The organism is Embleya australiensis, assembly GCF_051903075.1.
Taxonomy (GTDB): Bacteria; Actinomycetota; Actinomycetes; order Streptomycetales; family Streptomycetaceae; genus Embleya.
Genome location: NZ_CP182422.1, coordinates 2,754,170 through 2,774,431, shown reverse-complemented (window position 1 = coordinate 2,774,431; position 20,262 = coordinate 2,754,170). Strand labels below are relative to the sequence as shown.

Here is a 20,262-nt window from a genome sequence, read left to right as displayed (position 1 = left end):
GATTGCATTGATAAGTCGGTTGATATGACAGGGCCTAGGCTGTCTCGGTGACAGCCGTAGGGGAGTCGAAGTCCGCCGCACGACGTGGCGCCGCAGGATCCGAGGGGCGGGAGCCGGGGGTGCTGACCCGGCCCTATCGGCATTTGACGCTCGGGATCGTGTCGGTCGTCCTGTTGATCGCCTTCGAGGCGATGGCCGTGGGTACCGCGATGCCGGTGGCGGTTCGGGAACTGGACGGCGTGCAGCTGTATGCGCTGGCGTTCTCGAGCTTCTTCACCACCAGCCTGCTCGCCATGGTCGTCTCCGGCGAGTGGTGTGACGCGCGTGGACCGCGGCTGCCGCTGTTCGGCGGGATCGGGGCGTTCGCCGCGGGCCTCGTACTCTCCGGCACCGCGCAGTCGATGTGGCCCTTCATCGTCGGCCGGGCCGTCCAGGGCCTCGGCGGCGGCCTGGTGATCGTGTCCCTGTACGTGGTGGTCGGCAAGGCGTACCCGTCCACGCTGCGCCCACGCGTGTTCTCGGCCTTCTCGGCGGCGTGGGTGCTGCCCTCGATCGTCGGGCCGCCGGTTTCCGGCCTGGTCACCGATCACCTCGGCTGGCGCTGGGTGTTCCTGGCGATCCCGGTGCTCGTGGTGTTGCCGATCGTGATGATGCTGCCGCAACTGGAGCGGATGGCGGGCGAGTCGGCCTCGGACGTACGGATGGATCGACGCCGCATCGGCGCGGCGGCCGGCGCCGCGCTGGGCGCGGGCATGCTGGAGTACGGCGGCCAGGACCTGGACGTGGTCGGCATACCGCTCCTGGTCGCGGGGACCGTGCTGATGGCCGTGACGGTGCCCCGGCTGCTGCCGACGGGCACGATGCGCGCGGTACGCGGCTTGCCGACGGTGATCCTGTCCCGGGGCGTGCTCGCGGGCGCGTTCTTCACGGTCGAGTCGTTCGTCCCGCTGATGCTGATCAGCGAACACGGGCTGTCCCCGACCGAGGCGGGCCTGACCCTGACGGTGGGGGCGCTGTCCTGGGCGATCGGATCCTGGTACCAGGGCCGTTCGTCCCACGAGCGCCGCCCCGTGCTGGTCCGTGTCGGCTTCCTGTTCGTGGCGCTCGCGATCGCCGGAGCGCTGCTGGCGTTGCTGCCGGGCATGACCCCCTACACCGTCACCGCGGGGTGGTTCTTCGGCGGCATCGGCATGGGCCTCGCCGTCTCCTCGCTGAGCGTCCTGACCCTCGACCTGTCCACTCCGGAGGAATCCGGCACCAACTCCTCCTCCCTCCAGGTCGCCGACTCCCTCGGCACGATCGTCATGATCGGCATCTCCAACGCCGTCTTCGCCGCCCTCCACGAGGGTTCCGGCAAGGACGGCGGCGTCTTCGCCCTGATCTTCGCCATCATGCTCATCCTCGCCCTGGCGGGCACATTCCTGCCCCCGCGAATCCGCCCCCGCCCCACCCGAAGCTGACCGAGAGCCCTCGGCCCGGTCACGGGCTCGTCGATCGGCGGTGAGATTCCGGATACGGACAGCGACTCCGGCGACTACCCTGAGTCCCGAGCGCGTGCGGTACCGCGCGCCATCGGGGATGGGGGCCTCATGCCGTTGCAACCGCGATTTCGGAGATCCGCAGGCTCGCAGCGGCGATACATTCGGCACGAGCGGGTCAAGTCGGCCCTTGTGGACACCGTCAGGTACGCCAAGTTGATCGCGGCGGCGGTCGACCCGGGGACCGAGGGCCGCCTCGTCGCCTCGTTGACCACGAAGCTGAACCGGGCCCGGGCGGTCTGGGGTCTGGATGGTCGGTTGGCCGGCGAGGAGACGCGCCGGATCGTGGGCGCACACGCCCCCGCCGTCGTGGAGTGACGTCGAAGCCGACACGTCGATCCGCCGAGGGCGGGGGGTTTGTCGGGACGCGCCTGGGACGTCGAGGTGGATGGGATTTGGGTGGGCGCAGGGCCTGGGGTTTTGGGTGGAATCAGGGGTGAGCGGAGAGGTTTTGCCCGGGCGCGGGGTCGTGTTCGGAGGGCCCCGATGGGGCGCTCGGGTAGCCTGAGCGCTTGTCTTTGGTTGTCTTTCGGTCTGGAGCAGAGCCGTCGCAGTGAGTACCGCAGCCGCGTCCCATCTGTCCCCGGCCTTTCCGAACCGTGCCTCGTGGGGTACGGCGAACAAGTTGCGTGCTTGGCAGCAGGGGGCCCTTGATCGGTATTTGGAGCGGCAGCCTCGGGACTTTCTCGCGGTGGCCACGCCCGGTGCCGGGAAGACCACGTTCGCGTTGCGGATCGCGTCCGAGTTGTTGGACGCGCATGTGGTGCACCAGATCACCATCGTGGCGCCGACCGAGCATCTGAAGAAGCAGTGGGCCGAGGCCGCCGCGCGGATAGGGCTGCGGATCGACCCGAACTATTCGAGTTCTTCGGGGCCGGTCTCGCGGGAGTATCACGGCATCGCGGTCACCTACGCGGGTGTCGGTGTGCATCCGATGTTGCATCGGCGGCGGGTGGAGAACCGCAAGACGCTGGTGATCCTGGACGAGATCCACCACGCGGGCGACAGCAAGTCGTGGGGCGAGGCGTGCATGGAGGCGTTCGAGCCGGCCACCCGGCGGCTCGCGTTGACCGGTACGCCGTTTCGATCGGACATCAACCCGATCCCGTTCGTTGCGTACGAGGAGGGCAAGGACGGCATTCGGCGGTCGTCGGCCGACTACACCTACGGATACGGCCACGCGCTTTCGGACGGCGTGGTGCGGCCGGTGATATTCCTGTCCTACTCCGGCGATCTGCGCTGGCGGACCAAGGCCGGGGACGAGATCGCGGCGTCGCTCGGCGAGCCGATGACCAAGGACGCGATCAGCCAGGCCTGGCGTACCGCGCTGGATCCGCAGGGGTCGTGGATGCCGCAGGTGTTGCGGGCCGCCGACAAGCGGTTGGGCGAGGTGCGCAAGGCCATTCCGGACGCGGGTGGTCTGGTGATCGCCACCGACCACGAGTCGGCTCGGGCGTACGCGCGGATGATTCGGGAGATCACCGGTCAGGGCGCGACGCTGGTGCTCTCCGACGACGCCGGCGCGTCGAAGAAGATCGAGGACTTCTCCGCCTCCGAGGAGCGCTGGATGGTCGCGGTGCGGATGGTGTCCGAGGGGGTGGACGTGCCTCGGCTGTCGGTGGGCGTGTTCGCGACGACGATCTCGACGCCGCTGTTCTTCGCGCAGGCCGTGGGGCGTTTCGTTCGGGCCCGCCGGCGTGGTGAGACCGCGTCGGTGTTCCTGCCCTCCGTACCGACGCTGCTCCAGCACGCGAACGAGATGGAGATCGAGCGCGACCACGTGCTGGACCGCCCGAAGAAGGAGGGCGGGATGTACGACGAGGAGGACGCCCTCCTCGCCCAGGCCAACGCGCAGAAGGACGAGCCGGGACAGCAGGAGGAGTTCGCGTTCGAGGCGCTGGAGAGCGAGGCCCGGTTCGACCGGGTGTTGTTCGACGGTGCGGAGTTCGGGCTTCAGGCGCACGTGGGCAGCGAGGAGGAGCAGGAATACCTGGGGTTGCCCGGGCTGCTCGAACCCGACCAGGTGCAGATGTTGTTGCAGTCGCGGCAGGCCAAGCAGGTGGCCAAGAGCCGACGCCGGCCGGACCACGAGGCCGACCTGTCGGAGAAACCGGCCGACCAGCGCCCGGTGGTGACGCATCGTCAGATGACCGCGATGCGCAAGGAGCTCAACACGATGGTGGCCGCGTGGCACCACCGCACCGGGCAGACGCACGGGCAGATCCACAACGAGCTGCGGCGGGTGTGCGGCGGGCCGGCGGTGGCCCAGGCATCGGCGGGGCAGTTGGAGGCGCGGATCGGGAAGATCCGGGAATGGGCCACGTCGGGGCGGTGAGTGCGGGGGCGCGGCGGCTCGCCGAGGAGGGGTGGTGAGCCTGAGCCCTTCGCCGGGCCGGAGTCGGCCCTCGCTCGGGCCCCGCCAGGCCCAGCCCTTGCCCCAGCCGGAGTCGGCCCTTGCCCGAGCTTCAGCCCGAGCTGCCTGAGCCCTCGCCCGGCCTCCAGGCCCAGCCCTTGCTCGGGTTCCAGGCCCAGCCTTCGCTCGGGCTCCAGGCCCAGCCCCCGCCCGGGCGCCAGCCCCGCCGCCCGGGCTCCAGCGCGAGTTGTCCGAGCCTGAGTCGAGGTTGGTGGATGGGTGAGCGATCCGGGTGGGGCTGTGAATTCGGGTCGATGGGGGCGGTTGGGGGCGTCTTGATCTGGGGGATGGGGCGCGCTCGGGGTCGGGGTGCCGGACTGCTTTGGTCTCAGGGGTTGGGACGCGGTGTCCGGCTGGTGAGTACGGGGCTGCCCGGATGCCGCCCTGTGCGCAACGTGGCGAGGATCGCATGTTGTGGATTGGTTTGTTTGTGGCTTATGTTCCGATTCATCTGATATTTTAGCTGTCCGTATCTCGGATATCCGGTGCCAAAGCTTCCCCCTCTGGTTAGCGTGATCCTCTGACGCCTCGCACAGGAGAAACCGTCCTGCGTGGGCGTGGGAATCCGTTCGGCCTGCCCGCCGAATGGTGACGAGTACGTGTCCTGGCCCCATGACCTGGCGCCGCACAGCCTCGCGAATGTGGCGTTCCGTTCGGGGATCGAACGCCGCCGCTGGACGTAATGCAACGTCACGCGAAGGGAGGGGGGCCGGTGGTCGCCGAGACGTCACAGACCCTGGACCGAGGACTCAAGGTTCTCGAACTGCTCGCCGATGCCTCGGACGGTTTGTCGGTGTACGACATCACCGCCGCACTGGGCGTCAACCGCACCGTCGTCTACCGCATTCTCGCCACTCTGGAGCAGCACGGCCTGGTCCGCCGCGACGAGAGCGGACGTACGAAGCTCGGCCTCGGTGCGCTGCAACTGGCCCGTCGGGCCCACCCGCTGGTCCGCGACGCGGCGGTGCCGTGTCTGCGTCGGCTCGCCGAGGAGACCGGGGCCACCGCGCACCTGACCATCGTGGACGGCATGGAGGCCCTCGTGGTCGCCGTGGCCGAACCCACCTGGACCGACTACCACGTGGCCTATCGGGTCGGCTCGCGGCACGCGCTGGACGCGGGTGCGGCGGGGTTGGCGATCCTGGCCGCGCGTCGGGTGATGGCCGGGCTGGACGGGCCCAGGTCCTATGTGTACGCCCCGGGCGACGGCCGGAACACGGTGCCGGGGATCGCCGCTGCGGTGCCGGATCTGGCGGCGGTGGAATCGAGCGTCGGGATCGTCTCGCTCGGCAACCTGGACACCGAACGCCTGGGGCGTCGGGTGGCCGAGGCGGCGGCCGAACTGTCCAACGAACTGGGCGGCGTGCGGGTGTCCGCGGCGTAGGGCCGGGGTCGGGGCGGTGTCTGTGGGGCGGCTGCGGGCCGGCTGTGGAACGCCTGGGGGCGCCTGCGGGGGCGCCTGCGGAGGCGGTGAGGCGAGTCCGGTACGGCGTGGCCTGTCGCGCCGTGTTTAATTGCCAAGCGTGGCCCGAACCAAGCTCACCCTGCCGGTGTCTCTGCTCCTCGTCGCGTGCCTTTTCGGCTTCGCGTTTCTGGTGCCGATGCCGTACGTCCTGATCACGCCGGGCTCGGTCGCCGACACGCTCGGGGACGACGGGGGGCGGCCGGTGGTCGAGATCTCGGGGCCGGCTCCCGTGTACCCGACGACCGGGCACCTGTTGCTGACCACGATCCACGCGAGCGGGCGGAACGAGAAGCATCGGCTCGGGTCGCTGCTTTCCGCGTGGTGGGACGAGGACGAGTCGGTGGTGCCTCGGAAGTCGATCTACCCGGACGGCAAATCGGTCGAGCAGGTCGTCGAGACCAACGTCAAGGACATGGTCAAGTCGCAGGACAGTGCGACGGTCGCGGCGCTTCGGTATCTGGGCAAGTCGCCGGAGGACGTCAAGGTCACGTTGCACCTGTCCGATGTCGGCGGGCCCAGTGCCGGGCTGTTCTTCGCGCTGGGCATCGTGGACAAGATGACCGAGGGCCCGTTGACCGGTGGGCGGACGATTGCCGGTACGGGGGCGATCGATACGAACGGCAAGGTCGGCGAGATCGGTGGGTTGCCGATGAAGCTGTTGGCGGCGAAGCGGGCGGGGGCGACGGTGTTCATCCTGCCGAAGGGTGAATGTGGCGAGGCCGGGCGGGTGGGGGATTCGGGGTTGAAGCTGATTCCGGTGGAGACGCTCTCGGGGGCGGTCGATGCGTTGAACGCGCTCAACGCCGGGGGCAAGGTTCCGTCGTGCTGATGCCTTTGGCCTCAGGCGCGGGGTGGGCCGGCGTGTCGTTCGGCTGACGTAAGGCGTCGGTTGGCTTTGTTGGCCTCAAGCGCCGGCCGGGCTGGATTGTTGTTCGGCCGACCTCGGGCGTGAGTTGGCTTCTTTGGCCTCAAGCGCCGGCCGGGCTGGATTGTTGTTCGGCCGACCTCGGGCGTGAGTTGGCTTCTTTGGCCTCAAGCGCCGGCCGGGCTGGATTGTTGTTCGGCCGACCTCGGGCGTGAGTTGGCTTTCTTGGCCTCAAGCGCCGGCCAGGCTGGGTGGTCGTGTGGCTGACGTTGGGCGTGGGTTGGCTTTGTTGGCCTCAAGCGCCGGCCGGGCTGGGTGGGTGTTTGGCTGACGTCGGGCGTGGGTTGGCTTCTTTGGTCTCAAGCGCCGGCCGGGCTGGGTGGGTGTTTGGTTGGGTGGGCCCTGGGTTGGTTGGGTTGGGGTTAGGTGATGAAGCCCTCTTGTTTTAGCCAGGACTTGGCTACGTCTCTTGGTTCTTGGCCTGCTACGTCCACTTCTGCGTTGAGGGTGCGCATGACGTCTGTGGTGAGTTTGGTGGTGATCGGGGTCAGGACGTCTCGGATGGCCGGGTATTTTTTGTAGGTTTTCGCGTTGATCGTTACTGCGGCGTTGTAGTTGGGGAAGAAGTGTTTGTCGTCGGTGAGTACCGACAGGTTCATCGCGGCGATGCGGCCGTCGGTGGTGAATACCTCGCCGAGTAGGCATGTGTCGCCCTTGGCCGTCTCGGTGTAGATCAGGCCGGACTGCATTTTTCGGATGTTGCCGTCCGGGATCTTGATTCCGTAGGCCGCCAACACCCCGCCCAGGCCGTCGCTTCGGGCCGCGAACTCGTTTTCGACGCAGAACGTCACCGCGCCGGCGTCGCGCGCGGCCAGGGCGGCCACGTCGCTGAGGGTGTGCAGGTCGTATCTGCGCATGTTCGACTGCGTTCCGGCGAACGCGTAGGTGTTGTTCAGTGGTGCGGGCGGCAGCCAGACGATGCCGTTGCGGGCGTCCTGGGCGGCCACCGCGTCCCACTGGGCCTGCGGGTCGGTGATCGGCTGCGTGTGGCCGAGATAGTTGATCCACGCGGTGCCCGTGTACTCCCAGTACAGGTCCACCGAGCCCTTCTTCAGCGCCTCGCGCGCGCCGATCGAGCCCTTGATGTTGGTCTTGTCGATCACCTTGGCGCCCGCCACCTTGAGCGCGATGCCCGCGATCTCGCCGAGCACCAGTTGTTCGCTGAACTCCTTCGAGCTGACCGTCAACGTCTTGCCGTCGAGCGAGGGCTGCCGGCGGATCGAGCCGGGGTCGGCGTCGACGGTCAGCGGCAGGCCGCTGGTCAGGCCGCAGGCGGGCAGCGTCGCGAGCAGGGCCGACAGGGCCACCCGCCAGGCCGCGTGCCGCATGTCAGCCCCCGTTTCCCAGGCCGCGTGGGCGCAGGCCCTGTTCGGCGAGGGAGGCCAGCCAGTCCACGGTGAGCGCGAGGACGACGGTCAGCACACTGCCGACGATCAGCACGCGCGTGCGCTGGAGCAGGATCCCGTCCTGGATGATGTCGCCGAGCCCGCCCGCGTTCACGAACGTGGCCAGCGTCGCGGTACCCACGTTGAGCACCAGCGCGGTGCGCACCCCCGCCAGCACCAGCGGTACCGCGAGCGGGAGTTCGACCTTGAACAGCACACCCGGCATGGACATGCCGATCCCGCGCGCCGCCTCGACCAGTCGCCGGTCGACGTTGCGCAGCCCGGCGATGGTGTTGCTCAGTACCGGGAGTACCGCGTACGCGACCGCGCCGATCACGGCGACCTTCACGCCGACCCCCAGCCACAGGGTGAGCAGTACGAGCAGCCCGATCGCCGGGGTGGCCTGGCCGATGTTGGCCAGCGCGAGGGCGAACGGCGCCAGCCGGCGAGCCTGCCGCCGGGTCAGCGCCACGCCCAGCGGGATCGCGATGGCCAGCACCAACACCGTCGACAGCACGGTCAGTCGGATGTGCTCGACGATCCGACGCCGGACGTTGGACCAGGCCAGCGTGATGCGTTCGATCGGGTCCAGGTCCTGGTGCGAGATCCACAACCACAGTGCCAGCAGGACCAGCGCGAGGAAGACGGGCATCACCACGAAGTCGGTCCACCGGAACCGCGACGGCAGCGCGACCGGGCGTGCCGCGCGCGTCTCGGCCTCCTCGACGGGAGTGGCCGCGCCGCCCCGCAGCCCGCTCATCGCGGATCGCTCTCGGCCGGGTGCGCGCCGTCCTCGTGCCCGGCGCGCCGCTCGTCCTCGAAACGCTGCACCTCGCGCTGCGTCTCCAACTCCTCCAAGTGCTCGCGCGCGGCCTCCCGATCGGCTTCGAGCATCTCCTGGATCGAGGTCATCAACGTCTCGATCGAGACCACCCCGACGTACTCGCCGCGCGCCCCCGTGACCGCGACCTTGCCGCCGCCCTCGGTCAGGATCGCGTCCAGCGCGTCCCGCAGCGTCGCGTCGCGGGTGACCGTGTCGCCCACCTCGTGCGCCGTCACCGCCGACCCCGGGCCGCCGCGCCGGACCTCCTCGCGCCGCAACCAGCGGGTAGGCCGCCGCCGTTCGTCGAGCAGCAGCACCTCGTCGGTGCCGTACTCGCGCGCCGAACGCCGAATCGTGGCGATGTCGTCGCGCAGCCCCGCCGTGGCGAACGGCACCACCTCCACGTCGCGCACCCGCGACAGGGTCAGCCGCTTCAGCGCGGCCCCCGCCCCGACGAACCCGGCCACGAACTCGTCCGCCGGGTTGGTCAGGATCGCCTCGGGCGTGTCGTACTGGGCGATGTGCGACTGCTCGCGCAACACCACGATCCGGTCGCCGAGCTTGACCGCCTCGTCGAAGTCGTGCGTGACGAACACGATCGTCTTGTGCAACTCGTGCTGGATCCGGATCAGTTCGTCCTGGAGGTGGCCGCGCGTGATCGGGTCCACCGCGCCGAACGGCTCGTCCATCAGCAACACCGGCGGATCGCCCGCGAGCGCCCGCGCGACCCCCACCCGCTGCTGCTGGCCGCCGGAGAGCTGGCGCGGGTAGCGGTTGCGGAACTCGACGCTGTCCAGGCCCACGGTCTCCAGGAGTTCGTCCACCCGGCCGGACGTGCGCGAGCGGCTCCATCCGAGCATTTTCGGTACCAGCGCGATGTTCTGACCGACCGTCATGTGCGGGAAGAGGCCGCTGTTCTGGATCGCGTACCCGATCTTGCGCCGCAGTTTGACCGGGTCCAGGTGGGTCACGTCCCGATCGTCGATCGAGATCAGCCCCGACGTCGGTTCGATCAGCCGGTTGATCATCTTCATCGTGGTGGTCTTGCCGCTGCCGGACGGGCCGACGAACACCACCAGTTGCCCGGCCGGGATTTCCAGGCTCACCCGGTCGACCGCGGCCGTCTTCTGCCCGGGGAAGTGTTTGGTCAGCTCGTCGAGTCGAATCGTCGCGCCGGTGACGTCAGTCACGGATCCCCCTGGGAACGGTCAGCCGGCCGAGGAGTACATAGGCCGCGTCGAAGAGCAGGGCCAGCACGACCACGCCGAGGGTGCCCGCCCAGGCCGCGTTGATCGCGTTCCTGCTGCCCAACCGGGCCAGGCCGGTGAAGATCTCGTTGCCCAGGCCGGGGCCGGACACGTAGGCGGCGATCGCCGCGATGCCCATGATCATCTGGGTGGACACCCGGATCCCGGTGAGCAGCGCCGGCCAGGCCAGCGGCAGCTCGATCCGGAGCAGGATCATCACCCGGTTCATGCCGATCCCGCGCGCGGCGTCCACAAGCTGTGGATCGACCCCGGCCAGCCCGACGATCGCGTTGCGCACGATCGGGAGCAGCGCGTACAACACCAGCGCGACCACGGTCGGCGCGACGCCCAGGCCGAGCAGCGGGATCAGCAGACCGAGCAACGCGAACGAGGGGATGGTCAGGATGGTGGCGGTGATACCGATCGCCAGGCGCGAGGCGAACGCGCTGCGGTAGGTCGCCACCGCGATGAGCACGCCGATCGCGGTGGCGATCACCATGCACTGGAACACAGCGCCGGCGTGCATCCAGGTTTCGATCCAGAGCTGCTCGCGGCGGCTGGAGACGTAGTCCCAGAAGCTCAAGGCGGCCCTTCCGCGATCGTGGTGCCGACCGCCGGCAGTTACCGCCGCCCGCCGCCCGGGAAACCCCCGATACGCCGAGCGGGCACGATCGTCACCCGAACCGGTGCCCCGTCACCCGTCCGCCACGAGCGCGTGCGCTCACCCCTCCGTCACCGCGCACTCGACCAGCGGCAACACCCGATACGGCACCGGATTCTCCGTCGCGATCGTCGTGGAGGCGCGGACCACCGCTTCCAGCTCGACGATCGCCTCGATCACCTGCTGCAGATGCGCGTTGGAGCGGGCCACGATCCGGCACAGCAGGTCGCCCCGACCGGTGATCGTGTGCACCTCCAGCACCTGCGGCACACACTCCAGGTGTTTGCGCACGTCACGCCCCTGCCCCTGGCGGATCTCCAGGGTCATGAACGCGGTCACCGGGAAGCCGAGCGTGGCCGGGTCCACGTCCGGCCCGAAGCCCCTGATCACGCCGCCCTCGCGCAGCCGGTCCAGGCGGGCCTGTACCGTCCCGCGCGCCACGGCGAGCCGGCGCGAACACTCCACGACACCGATCCGCGGCGTGTCCACCAACAACCTGATCAGCGCGGCATCCAACCGGTCGATCTGCACGGTGCCCTCCCTCGGGGTACTCGGTTCCCGGTGCCTACCCTGGGGCCATTCACGGCCACACCGGGAGGCAGCATGACGACCGACCTGATCGCGGCGCTGCGGGAGGATCTACCCGCGCACGTCCTGGTGACGGACGCGGACATCGCCGCATCGTACGCGCGTGACATGGCCGGCCTGTGTGCGGCCGGTAACCCTGCGGTGGTGGTCCTCGCCGAGACCACCGAACAGGTGCGGCACGTGATGCGGGTGGCCACCCGGCTGCGGGTGCCGGTGGTCCCGCAGGGCGCCCGTACCGGGTTGTCGGGCGGGGCCAACGCGGTCGACGGCTGCATCGTGCTGTCACTCGTACGGATGAACCGGATCCTGCGCATCGACCCCGTGGACCGGATCGCCGTGGTCGAGCCCGGTGTGGTCAACGCCGACCTGTCCAAGGCCACCGCCGAATTCGGCCTGGTGTACCCGCCGGACCCCTCGAGCTGGGAGACCTGCACGATCGGCGGCAACATCGGCACCGGTGCGGGCGGGCTGTGCTGCGTCAAGTACGGCGTGACCGCCGAGTACGTGCTCGGCCTGGAGGTCGTCCTCGCCGACGGGCGAGTCCTGCACACCGGGCGGCAGACCGCCAAGGGCGTCGCGGGCTACGACCTGACCCGCCTGTTCGTCGGCGCCGAGGGCACGCTCGGCGTGGTCACCCGGGCCACCCTGGCGCTGCGCCCCACCCCGCCGCCCGCGCTGGTGACGGTGGCCCAGTTCGCCGACACCGCCTCGGCGGCCCGCGCGGTCTCCGCGATCATGGCGGCCGGGCACACGCCCTCGCTGATGGAGCTGATGGACGGCACCACGCTGCGGGCGGTGAACGCGCTGGCCGCCATGGGCCTGCCCGAGCACAGCGCGGCGCTGCTCCTGATCGCCGTGGACACCCCGGAGCCGGCCGCCGAGCTGGCCGCGATCGAGGCGATCTGTACCGAGGCGGGCGCCTTCGAGGCGTTCACCGCGGAGGACGCCGAGGACTCGGCGATGTTCATGCAGGCCCGCCGGCTCGCGCTGCCGGCCCTGGAGCGGCTGGGCACGAGCATGATCGACGACGTCGCGGTGCCGCGTTCGCGACTGGGCGACATGCTCGACGGGGTGGCCGCGATCGCCGAGCGGCACGACACGGTGATCGGGGTGTGCGCGCACGCGGGCGACGGGAACACCCACCCGATCGTGATCTTCGACGCGACCGACCCGGCCGCGGTCGAGCGGGCCGGTCTCGCGTTCGACGCGATCATGCGACTCGGCCTGGACCTCGGCGGCACGATCACCGGCGAACACGGCGTGGGCACGCTCAAGCGGGAGTGGCTGGCGGAGGAACTGGGACCGGTGGGTGTCGAGGTGCAGCGCGGCATCAAGGCCGTGTTCGACCCGCTGGGCATCCTCAACCCGGGCAAGGTGGTCTGAACGAACGCCGACCGGGGGCGCGTCGGAGCAGCCGCTGCTCCCTCGGAGGTCCTGTCGACTGCTCCCGGGGTGGCATGCCCCGGGGGTACGTCGGGGTTCGGGTCGTCCTCGGGTAGTAGGCGTGATCGGCACTCCCGGCCGACGCCCGAATGGGGGTACGACACCTAGGTTTGGATACGTCGCCCCTGCTGGGGCGCACGGTGTCGCCCTCTCGGGGCGGACCGGGGTGCGTTCGGAGGTGGCGGTCGTGGAGAAGCGGGACAGTCGAGAGGTACGAGTCGCGGCGATCGCGCTGCGCCGCCGTCGACAGGCACGCGCGCAGGCCACCGCCCGCCTCGTCACCGCGATTCGCCGAGCCGCCTGACCGGCTCCCCCTGCGATGTACGACCCCGCCGCCGAGGCGGGGTCACAGCGCGCCGGCCTCGGCCGCGGCGCGCACCGTCGGGTGCAGCGGGCGGTAGCCGAGTTCGCGGCGCACCAGGCCCGTGTCCGGCAGCGCCTCCCAGGGATCCCCGGCGGCGCCGTCCACGCCGCCGGCGGCCGGGCGGTCGAGGCCGTGCAGCGCGGCCAACTCGTGCACGGTGAGCGGCGCGTCGTCGCCGACGTTGTACACCGGGGACGGCCCGGGTCCGCCGCGCCCGTCCCCTCCGCCGCGCACCACGCGCACCAGGGCCTGGGCGACGTCCGCGTGATGCACCGTCGGCAGTCGTCGATGCGGCGCCCAACCGGCGATGCGGGGCAGGAAATCGCGCATGTGCGTGTCGCCGTCGCCGTACACGAACGCCAACCGCAGGATCACCACGTCGAGTCCGAGTGCCTCGCGCAGCGCGAGCAGTTCGGCGTCGGCGGCGGCCTTGATCTCCGGGTAGGTCCCGAACCCGCCGCTGGGCTCGGTCGGATCGCCCTCCAGGGCCGGCCGGCCGAGCCCTGCGCCGTAGACCAGGTTCGTACTCGTGTGCACGAAGCGCCGCACACCCGCCGCCGACGCCTCGCGGGCCAGGGCCGTGGCCGCCTCCAGGTTGACCGCGCGGGCGGTCTGGTCCGGGACGGCCCGGAACGCGGCGGCGAGGTTGATCACGACGTCGACGCCCGCGAGCGCCGTCGCCCGGTCGGCGGGGGCGAGCAGGTCGCCGACCACGACCTGGGTACCGGTCGGCGCGCGGTTCGGGTCGCGGACCAGGACGCGTACGGTGTCGCGGGGGTCGAGCGCGGCCCGCAGGCGGGGGACGAAGCGGGTGCCGACGTTGCCGGTGGCGCCGGTGACCAGGATCGTGCGCATGGTGGTGCTCCCGAGGGGGTGGGGGCCGCATCCGGTGTTCCGGACTCGGTGCACCCAGCCTGGTGGGGTGGGTCCGGTCGCGGGAGAGACCCGTTCGACCGCGGACTCGTCGACCTCGGACGGGTTGTCCGGGCACTGCGGATCCAGGGACACGTGGTCCCTGGATACCGCTCCGGCCAGGGCCGATGCTGGGGGCATGAGCGATCGACGCGAACTTGCCGGCTTCCTGACGCGCAGCCGGGAGCGGTTGTCCCCGGCCGACGTGGGGCTGCCCGACGGCTCCCGGCGGCGGACCGCAGGGCTGCGGCGCGAGGAGGTCGCGCGGCTGGCCGGGATGTCGGTCGACTACTACGCGCGGCTGGAGCAGAACCGGGGCCCCAACCCGTCGCCGCAACTGCTCGCCGCGCTGGCCCGCGCGCTGCGGTTGGACCGGGACGGTCGCGATCACCTCTTCCACCTGGCCGGGCAGGTGCCGCCGGGGTGCTCGTCGGGCCGCGACGCGCACGTGCCGCCGGCGATGTTGCTGGTGCTCGATCGGCTGCACGACGTGCCGGCGCAGGTGATCTCAGATCTGGGCGACGTGCTCGCGCAGAACACGATGGCGGTCGCGTTGACGGGGCCGGGGGTCGGACGCAACATCCTGGTGCGGTGGTTCACCGAGCCGGGCTCGCGGTCGCGCTTCCGGGCGGAGGACGCCGCCGCCGTTTCCCGGACCCACGTGGCCGATCTGCGGGCCACGGTCGGGCGGCGGGGCGGTGATCCCCGGGCGGCGGCGCTGGTGGCGCAACTGTCGGCGGGGTCGGCGGAGTTCGCGAAGTTGTGGGCCGCGCACGATGTGGCGGTGCGGCGGTCGATGGACAAGACGTTCCGGCATCCGTCGATCGGCGACATCACGGTGCGGTGCCAGGTGCTGGTGGCGGCCGAGGCGGATCAGCGGCTGATCGTGTACACGGCCGAGCCGGGGAGCCGGGCGGCAGAGCAGTTGGCGCTGCTTCGGGTGGTGGGCGTGCAGACCATGACGGCCTCGGCGGAGGCGGGCATGGGGCGGGATTGAGCGGGGCGGGGCTGGGGCGGCGTGCTTCGGGGCGGGCCGGCCTCCGGCCCGGTGTCCTCAAACGCCGGACGGGCTGGGTGGGCTCGGGTCGACTGGCTGCGCTTTGGGTTTCGGGCCGGGGTTGCGCATGCGGTGTGGGCCCGCGTCGGTGTCGGCCGGCCTCCGCCCGGTGTCCTCAAACGCCGGGACGGGTTGGGTGGGCTCGGGTTGACTGGCTGCGCTTTGGGTTTCGGGCTGGGGTTGCGCATGCGGTGTGGGCCCGCGTCGGTGTCGGCCGGCCTCCGCCCGGTTGTCCTCAAACGCCGGACGGGCCGAGTGTGGCTCGGGTTGACCGGCTGCGCTCCGGGCTTCGGGTGGGGGTGGCGCGCGTGTGGTGGGCTTGTGGTTCAGCCCGTCCGGCGTTTGAGGACAACCGGGCCGGAGGCCGGCCGGGGACGGAGTTGCTTTGCTTCGGGGCCGGGGTTCGTTACTGGCCGGGTGGGTTTGGGGGGAGGGTTGGTAGGAGGGTGCGTAGGTGGGGGTGGTCTACCGTCAGGCCGGATTCGCGGGCTGCCTCGATGGTCAGGTCCGGTGGGTAGCCGTGGGAGTCGTAGAGGGTGAAGACGCTTTCCGCCGGCAGGTCGGATTCACCTGTTGCCAGGCGGCGGCGGATGGCGCGGTCGACCAGGCGCGTGCCGCGGGTGAGGACTCGGTCGAAGGACTCCTCCTCCCGCGCGGTCACCTCCTCGATCAGGGGCGCCACGAGGGTGAGTTCGGGCCAGGTCGGGCCCAGGTTGCGCACTACGCTCGCGGTGATCGGCGGCAGGATCGCGCCTTCGATGCCGAGCCGGCGGCCGTGCCGGATCGCGCGTCGCATCAGCCGGCGCAGGACGTACCCCGTGCCCTCCTTGTCCGGCCGGATGCCGTCCGCGAGCAGGAACGCGATCGCCCGCGCGTGGTCGGTGACCACCTCGAACGAGACCCGGTCGGGGTCCTCGCGGTCGACGGGGGAGTAGCCCCGACCCGCCGACTCCTCGACCACCGCGAGCGTGGGCCGCAGCAGATCGGTCTCGACCGCGCCGCCCACGTCCTGGAGGATCGCCGCGAGCCGGTCCAGCCCGAGCCCCGTGTCGACGCCGGTGCGCGGCAGTTCGCCGAGGACGGGAAAACTCCCGTCGGGCCCGCTCTCGCCGCGCACGCTGCGCATGAAGACCAGGCTCCACAACTCGACGAAGCGCTCCGAGTCCACCGCCGGTCCGCCGTCCGGCCCGAACGACGGGCCCCGGTCGTAGGTGACGTCCGAGCACGGCCCGCACGGCCCCGGCACGCCCATCGACCAGAAGTTGTCCGCCGCGCCCATCCGTTGGATCCGCGACGACGGCACGCCGACCGCGCGCCAGATCCGCTCCGACTCGTCGTCGTCCTCGTACACGGTGATCCACAACCGGTCGCGGGACAGGCCGAAGTGTTCGGTGAGCAGTTCGTACGCGAACGCGATGGTCTCCGGCTTGAAGTAGTCGCCGAAGGAGAAGTTGCCGAGCATCTCGAAGAAGGTCGAGTGCCGACGGGTGTACCCGATGTTGTCGACGTCGACGGTGCGGACGCACTTCTGGACCGAGGTCGCGCGGGGGAACTCGGGCTCGACGTCGCCCAGGAACCAGGGTTTGAACTGGTTCATCCCCGCGTTCGCCACCAGCAGGCTCGGATCGGGTGGCATCAGTGAACCGGACGGCACCGGGTGGTGTCCGCGCGCGGTGAAGAAGTCGAGAAAGGTGGAGCGGATGTGTGGAGAGAGCATGGCGCATCGGCCTTCGCGAGAGCAGCGGGCAGCGGGCGGTGGGGGTACACACCGGGGGCACACACGCCGAGCCGGGCCGAGGCGCGCTATCGCGCCCGGTTCGCCGGCCCGACGCCGGTAGCTCGCTGCTCGTGGATCTCCATGTCCCCGACGATAACGGGACGCTTCGCCCGGGTCGACGGGATATCCCGGGCTCGGGCCCGGCGAACCGGGCCTCGGGCCCGAAATCCCGGTGCGGGCCCGGCGAACCGGCTTCTCGCGCCGGTCGGCATGCCCTACCGTGCCGATCATGAGCGAGCAGCCACGCAGCGAGGCCCCGGCCGTCGACGGCGGCGACCTGCGCCCGGACATGGCCGATCGACTGCGCTCCTACTGGGGCTTCTCCGCGCAGCGCGAACGCCAGGCCGCGATCGGCCGCGCCGCGCCGCGCAAGCGGCGGCACGTCGAGGTGCAGTGCGGCAAGTGCGGCTCGACCAAGGTGAGTACGGACATCGTCGGCGACTACGTCTGCGGCTCGTGCGCCGCGCGCTGGCGACCGCCGACCGCCGCGGACGGGCCGACCTGTCCCGAGTGCGGCTCGGGCAAGGTGTCCTCGATGCCGTACGGGGACCGCAAGTGTCGGGACTGCGATCACCAGTGGCGACCCAGCTGACCTGCGGTTTCGCCGGTACGCCCTTGTTTTGTCGCGCGGTTGCCGATACCCACCGAACCCACGAGAGCACAACGATCCACGTGGGAGGCAGCGCATGGCAGGACGTCTTTTGGACCACGTCGCGGTGATCACCGGCTCGGGCGCCGGCATCGGGCGCGGGATCGCCCGGCGGCTCGCGGCCGAGGGGTGTCGGGTCCTGGTCAACGACATCCGCGCTGAGGCGGCGGAGCCGGTGGCCGCCGAGATCACCGACACGTTCGGCGTCGAGACGCTCGCGGTGGTCGCCGACGTCACGGTCAAGGCCGAGGCGGTCGGGCTGGTCGAGGCCGCGCTGTCCCGGTGGGGACGCCTCGACACGCTGGTCAACAACGCGTGGGGCGGCGGCCGGATCAACCGGATCGAGAACAAGACCGACGAACAGTTCCGGCACGGCCTGGACATGGCGATGTGGGCCGGGTGGTGGACGATGCGCGCGGCGTTCGAGCCGATGCGGGACGCGGGCGGCGGCAGCGTGATCAACATCGCCAGCCTGAACGGGGTCAACGCGCACCGCTTCACCGCCGAGTACAACGTCGGCAAGGAGGCGCTGCGCGCGCTGACCCGCTCGGCCGCGCGCGAGTGGGCGCCGCACCAGATTCGGGCCAACGTGATCTGCCCCGGGGCCAGGACCGAGGCGTTCGAGGCGTACGCGAGGGCGAACCCGGAGGCCGCCGCGGCCGCCGAGGCGCTGAATCCGATGGGGCGGATGGGCGACCCGGAGACCGACATCGGCGGCGTGGCGCTGTTCCTGGCGAGCGAGGATTCGCGCTACGTGACCGGTAACACCCTGTTCGTGGGCGGCGGGACGCACATCAACGGGTCGACGTGGGCGCCTACACCGGAGGAGGATCGGGTCGGGTAAATGTCCGAAGTAGTGGATGAATGTTGGCTATTGTCGCGGAATTTCGGTGATGCGTGCCACTCTTGCGAGTAATCGTCAAACTGACGCGTAATCGTGTTATGCTGACGACATGGACACCGCAACCACGGCATTGCTGACGGATCACTACGAGCTGACGATGCTCGAAGCCGCACTGCGCAGCGGTGCGGCGCACCGTCGTACGGTGTTCGAGGCCTTCGCCCGCCGGTTGCCGGACGGGCGCCGCTACGGCGTGACCGCCGGCACCGGGCGACTGCTCGACGCCATCGAGAACTTCCGCTTCGACGACGAGACGCTGAGCTTCCTCGACGAGGCCGGCGTGGTCGGCCGGGCGACGCTGGACTGGTTGGCCGGCTACCGCTTCACCGGCAATGTGTGGGGCTACGCCGAGGGCGAGTGCTGGTTCCCGGGCTCGCCGCTGGTGGTGGTCGAGGGCACCTTCGCCGAGGCGGTGGTGCTGGAGACGCTGATCCTGTCGATCCTCAACCACGACGCCGCGGTCGCCGCCGCCGCGTCGCGGATGACCTCGGCGGCGGCGGGGCGGCCGTGCATCGAGATGGGCTCGCGCCGTACCCACGAGGAGGCCGCGGTCGCCGCCGCGCGCGCCGCGTACATCAGCGGCTTCGCGAGCACGTCCAACCTGCGGGCGGGACAGCGGTACGGGATTCCGACCCGGGGCACCAGCGCGCACGCCTTCACGCTGCTGCACGACGACGAGCACGAGGCGTTCGCGGCGCAGGTGGCCGCGCTGGGGGCGGACACCACGCTCCTGGTGGACACCTACGACGTGGCAACCGCGGTACGGACGGCGGTCGAGGTGGCCGGGCACGAACTCGGCGCGGTCCGGCTCGACTCGGGCGACCTGCTCCTGCTCGCCCACCGGGTGCGGGCGCAGCTCGACGAACTCGGCGCGGCGAAGACCCGGATCGTGGTCACCAGCGACCTCGACGAGTACGCGATCGCCTCGCTGCGGGCGGCCCCGGTGGACGCCTACGGGGTGGGCACGCAGCTGGTCACCGGCTCGGGACACCCGACCGCGTCGCTGGTGTACAAGCTGGTCGCGCGCGCGATGAGCGACGAGCCGGACGCGCCGCTGGTGCCGGTGGCCAAGAAGTCGCCCGGCAAGCCCAGCCACGGTGGCCGCAAGAGCGCGGTGCGGCGCTACGACGCGGACGGGGTGGCCGAGGCCGAGGTGCTGCGGCCGTTCCGGGCGGACGCGGAGCCGGTGCCGGGGGAGCGGGAACTGCTGGTCCCGCTGGTGCTGGGCGGGGAGATCGTCGGGCGCGAGCCGCTGTCGGCGGCGCGGGCGCGGCACGAGCGTTCGCGTGAGGAACTGCCGCTTTCGGCTACGCAGCTCTCGCGCGGGGAACCGGTACTTCCGACGATTTACGAGTAGGCGCGAGCGGGTTCGTCGGTGGCGACGGGCCGGTCACGAGGAGGCAGGTGGCGATGACCCGGGCATTGATCGTGGTGGACGTACAGAACGACTTCTGCGAGGGCGGAAGCCTCGCCGTCGCGGGCGGCGCGGCGGTGGCCGAGGCGATCCGCCACCACGTGGCGGCCAACGCGGCCGAGCAGCCGCCGGACCCGGTCCACGCGGAGACGCCGGCGTATGCGCACATCGTGGCCACGCGGGACCACCACGTGGACCCCGGGGAGCACTTCTCGGCGACGCCGGACTACGCGCGGTCCTGGCCGGTGCACTGTGTCGCCGGGACGGAAGGGGCGCTCTTCCACCCGGCGTTCGCGTCGGCGGTCGAGTCGGGGCGGGTGGAGGAGGTCTTCTCGAAGGGCGCCCACGCCGCCGCCTACAGCGGCTTCGAGGGCGCAGCCCCCGACGGAACGTCCCTTGCCACGTGGTTGCGGGAGCGGGGGGTCACCCAGGTGGACGTGGTGGGCATCGCCACGGACCACTGCGTCCGGGCAACGGCCCTCGACGCGGTAGGCGAGGGCTTCGCCACACGGGTACTCCTGAGCCTCACGGCCGGGGTGGACCCGTCGAGCACGGCGACGGCGCTGGCGCGGCTGCGGGGGGCGGGCGTGGAACTGGTGGGCGAGCCGGTCGCGGGGTGAGGGGGGCGCGGCGGGGCGGGGCGGCCTCAAACGCCGGCCGGGCTGAGTGGCTTGGCTTTGGGGGGTGAGGCGGGGCTTGT

General features: G+C 70.9%; 18 protein-coding genes. 11 read left to right on the top strand and 7 right to left on the bottom strand.

Translation table 11 applies throughout. From position 1 onward, the window contains the following. Positions 1-47: 47 nt before the first annotated feature. From ACMXN5_RS11730 to ACMXN5_RS11710, 5 genes are all read left to right on the top strand, one after another. A complete protein-coding gene (locus tag ACMXN5_RS11730; RefSeq protein ID WP_439675215.1) occupies positions 48-1,460 on the top strand; it encodes an MFS transporter in 1,413 nt (470 codons plus the stop codon). A gap of 210 nt (positions 1,461-1,670) precedes the next feature. After that, complete coding sequence (locus tag ACMXN5_RS11725; RefSeq protein WP_439675214.1) at positions 1,671-1,856, top strand: hypothetical protein; 186 nt, start codon at positions 1,671-1,673, stop codon at positions 1,854-1,856. A gap of 235 nt (positions 1,857-2,091) precedes the next feature. Then, positions 2,092-3,873 (top strand): DEAD/DEAH box helicase, encoded by a 1,782-nt coding sequence (locus tag ACMXN5_RS11720; protein ID WP_380035823.1) that lies wholly within the window; start codon positions 2,092-2,094, stop codon positions 3,871-3,873. 790 nt (positions 3,874-4,663) lie between these two features. Then, a complete protein-coding gene (locus ACMXN5_RS11715) occupies positions 4,664-5,335 on the top strand; it encodes an IclR family transcriptional regulator (protein WP_078979460.1) in 672 nt (223 codons plus the stop codon). A 139-nt stretch (positions 5,336-5,474) separates the two neighbouring features. Then, positions 5,475-6,245, top strand: coding sequence for a YlbL family protein (locus ACMXN5_RS11710; protein ID WP_380002713.1), 771 nt, complete (start codon positions 5,475-5,477; stop codon positions 6,243-6,245). A 458-nt stretch (positions 6,246-6,703) separates the two neighbouring features. Here ACMXN5_RS11710 and ACMXN5_RS11705 read toward each other — a convergent pair whose 3' ends face one another. The 5 genes from ACMXN5_RS11705 to ACMXN5_RS11685 all read right to left on the bottom strand — a co-directional run bounded on the left by ACMXN5_RS11705 (position 6,704) and on the right by ACMXN5_RS11685 (position 10,988). Beyond that, entirely contained in the window at positions 6,704-7,669 is a 966-nt protein-coding gene (locus ACMXN5_RS11705) for a glycine betaine ABC transporter substrate-binding protein (RefSeq protein ID WP_439675213.1), read from the bottom strand. Position 7,670: 1 nt separating this feature from the next. Further along, positions 7,671-8,486, bottom strand: a complete 816-nt coding sequence (locus ACMXN5_RS11700) for an ABC transporter permease (protein ID WP_439675212.1) — start codon at positions 8,484-8,486, stop codon at positions 7,671-7,673. Further along, positions 8,483-9,739 carry an ATP-binding cassette domain-containing protein gene (locus ACMXN5_RS11695; RefSeq protein WP_439675211.1) on the bottom strand — a complete coding sequence of 419 codons (1,257 nt, stop codon included), beginning with the start codon at positions 9,737-9,739 and terminating at the stop codon, positions 8,483-8,485. Before ACMXN5_RS11695 ends, ACMXN5_RS11700 begins: the two co-directional genes overlap by 4 nt. After that, a complete protein-coding gene (locus ACMXN5_RS11690; RefSeq protein WP_439675210.1) occupies positions 9,732-10,379 on the bottom strand; it encodes an ABC transporter permease in 648 nt (215 codons plus the stop codon). Before ACMXN5_RS11690 ends, ACMXN5_RS11695 begins: the two co-directional genes overlap by 8 nt. A 138-nt stretch (positions 10,380-10,517) precedes the next feature. Further along, positions 10,518-10,988 (bottom strand): Lrp/AsnC family transcriptional regulator, encoded by a 471-nt coding sequence (locus tag ACMXN5_RS11685; protein ID WP_439675209.1) that lies wholly within the window; start codon positions 10,986-10,988, stop codon positions 10,518-10,520. A gap of 72 nt (positions 10,989-11,060) precedes the next feature. On the opposite strand from ACMXN5_RS11685, the gene ACMXN5_RS11680 reads away from it, so the two are divergent. Further along, positions 11,061-12,428 (top strand): FAD-binding oxidoreductase, encoded by a 1,368-nt coding sequence (locus tag ACMXN5_RS11680; RefSeq protein WP_395789869.1) that lies wholly within the window; start codon positions 11,061-11,063, stop codon positions 12,426-12,428. A gap of 406 nt (positions 12,429-12,834) precedes the next feature. Here the strand turns inward: ACMXN5_RS11680 and ACMXN5_RS11675 are convergent, their stop codons facing one another. Continuing rightward, entirely contained in the window at positions 12,835-13,707 is an 873-nt protein-coding gene (locus ACMXN5_RS11675; protein WP_439675208.1) for an NAD-dependent epimerase/dehydratase family protein, read from the bottom strand. 196 nt (positions 13,708-13,903) lie between these two features. Between ACMXN5_RS11675 and ACMXN5_RS11670 the strand changes: the two genes are divergently transcribed. Beyond that, positions 13,904-14,761 carry a helix-turn-helix transcriptional regulator gene (locus ACMXN5_RS11670; protein WP_439675207.1) on the top strand — a complete coding sequence of 286 codons (858 nt, stop codon included), beginning with the start codon at positions 13,904-13,906 and terminating at the stop codon, positions 14,759-14,761. Between the two features lie 466 nt (positions 14,762-15,227). On the opposite strand, the gene alaS is transcribed toward ACMXN5_RS11670, so the two are convergent. Beyond that, the gene (gene alaS, locus ACMXN5_RS11665) at positions 15,228-16,538 is read right to left on the bottom strand and encodes an alanine--tRNA ligase (protein ID WP_439675206.1); all 1,311 of its coding nucleotides are present in this window, start codon (positions 16,536-16,538) and stop codon (positions 15,228-15,230) included. Between the two features lie 289 nt (positions 16,539-16,827). Between alaS and ACMXN5_RS11660 the strand changes: the two genes are divergently transcribed. The 4 genes from ACMXN5_RS11660 to ACMXN5_RS11645 all read left to right on the top strand — a co-directional run bounded on the left by ACMXN5_RS11660 (position 16,828) and on the right by ACMXN5_RS11645 (position 20,182). Continuing rightward, positions 16,828-17,190, top strand: coding sequence for a hypothetical protein (locus tag ACMXN5_RS11660; RefSeq protein ID WP_439675205.1), 363 nt, complete (start codon positions 16,828-16,830; stop codon positions 17,188-17,190). Positions 17,191-17,284: 94 nt separating this feature from the next. After that, positions 17,285-18,091 (top strand): SDR family NAD(P)-dependent oxidoreductase, encoded by an 807-nt coding sequence (locus ACMXN5_RS11655; protein WP_439675204.1) that lies wholly within the window; start codon positions 17,285-17,287, stop codon positions 18,089-18,091. A 109-nt stretch (positions 18,092-18,200) separates the two neighbouring features. Further along, complete coding sequence (locus ACMXN5_RS11650; protein WP_439675203.1) at positions 18,201-19,505, top strand: nicotinate phosphoribosyltransferase; 1,305 nt, start codon at positions 18,201-18,203, stop codon at positions 19,503-19,505. Between the two features lie 53 nt (positions 19,506-19,558). Then, entirely contained in the window at positions 19,559-20,182 is a 624-nt protein-coding gene (locus tag ACMXN5_RS11645; protein WP_439675202.1) for an isochorismatase family protein, read from the top strand. The last annotated feature ends 80 nt before the right edge of the window (positions 20,183-20,262 follow it).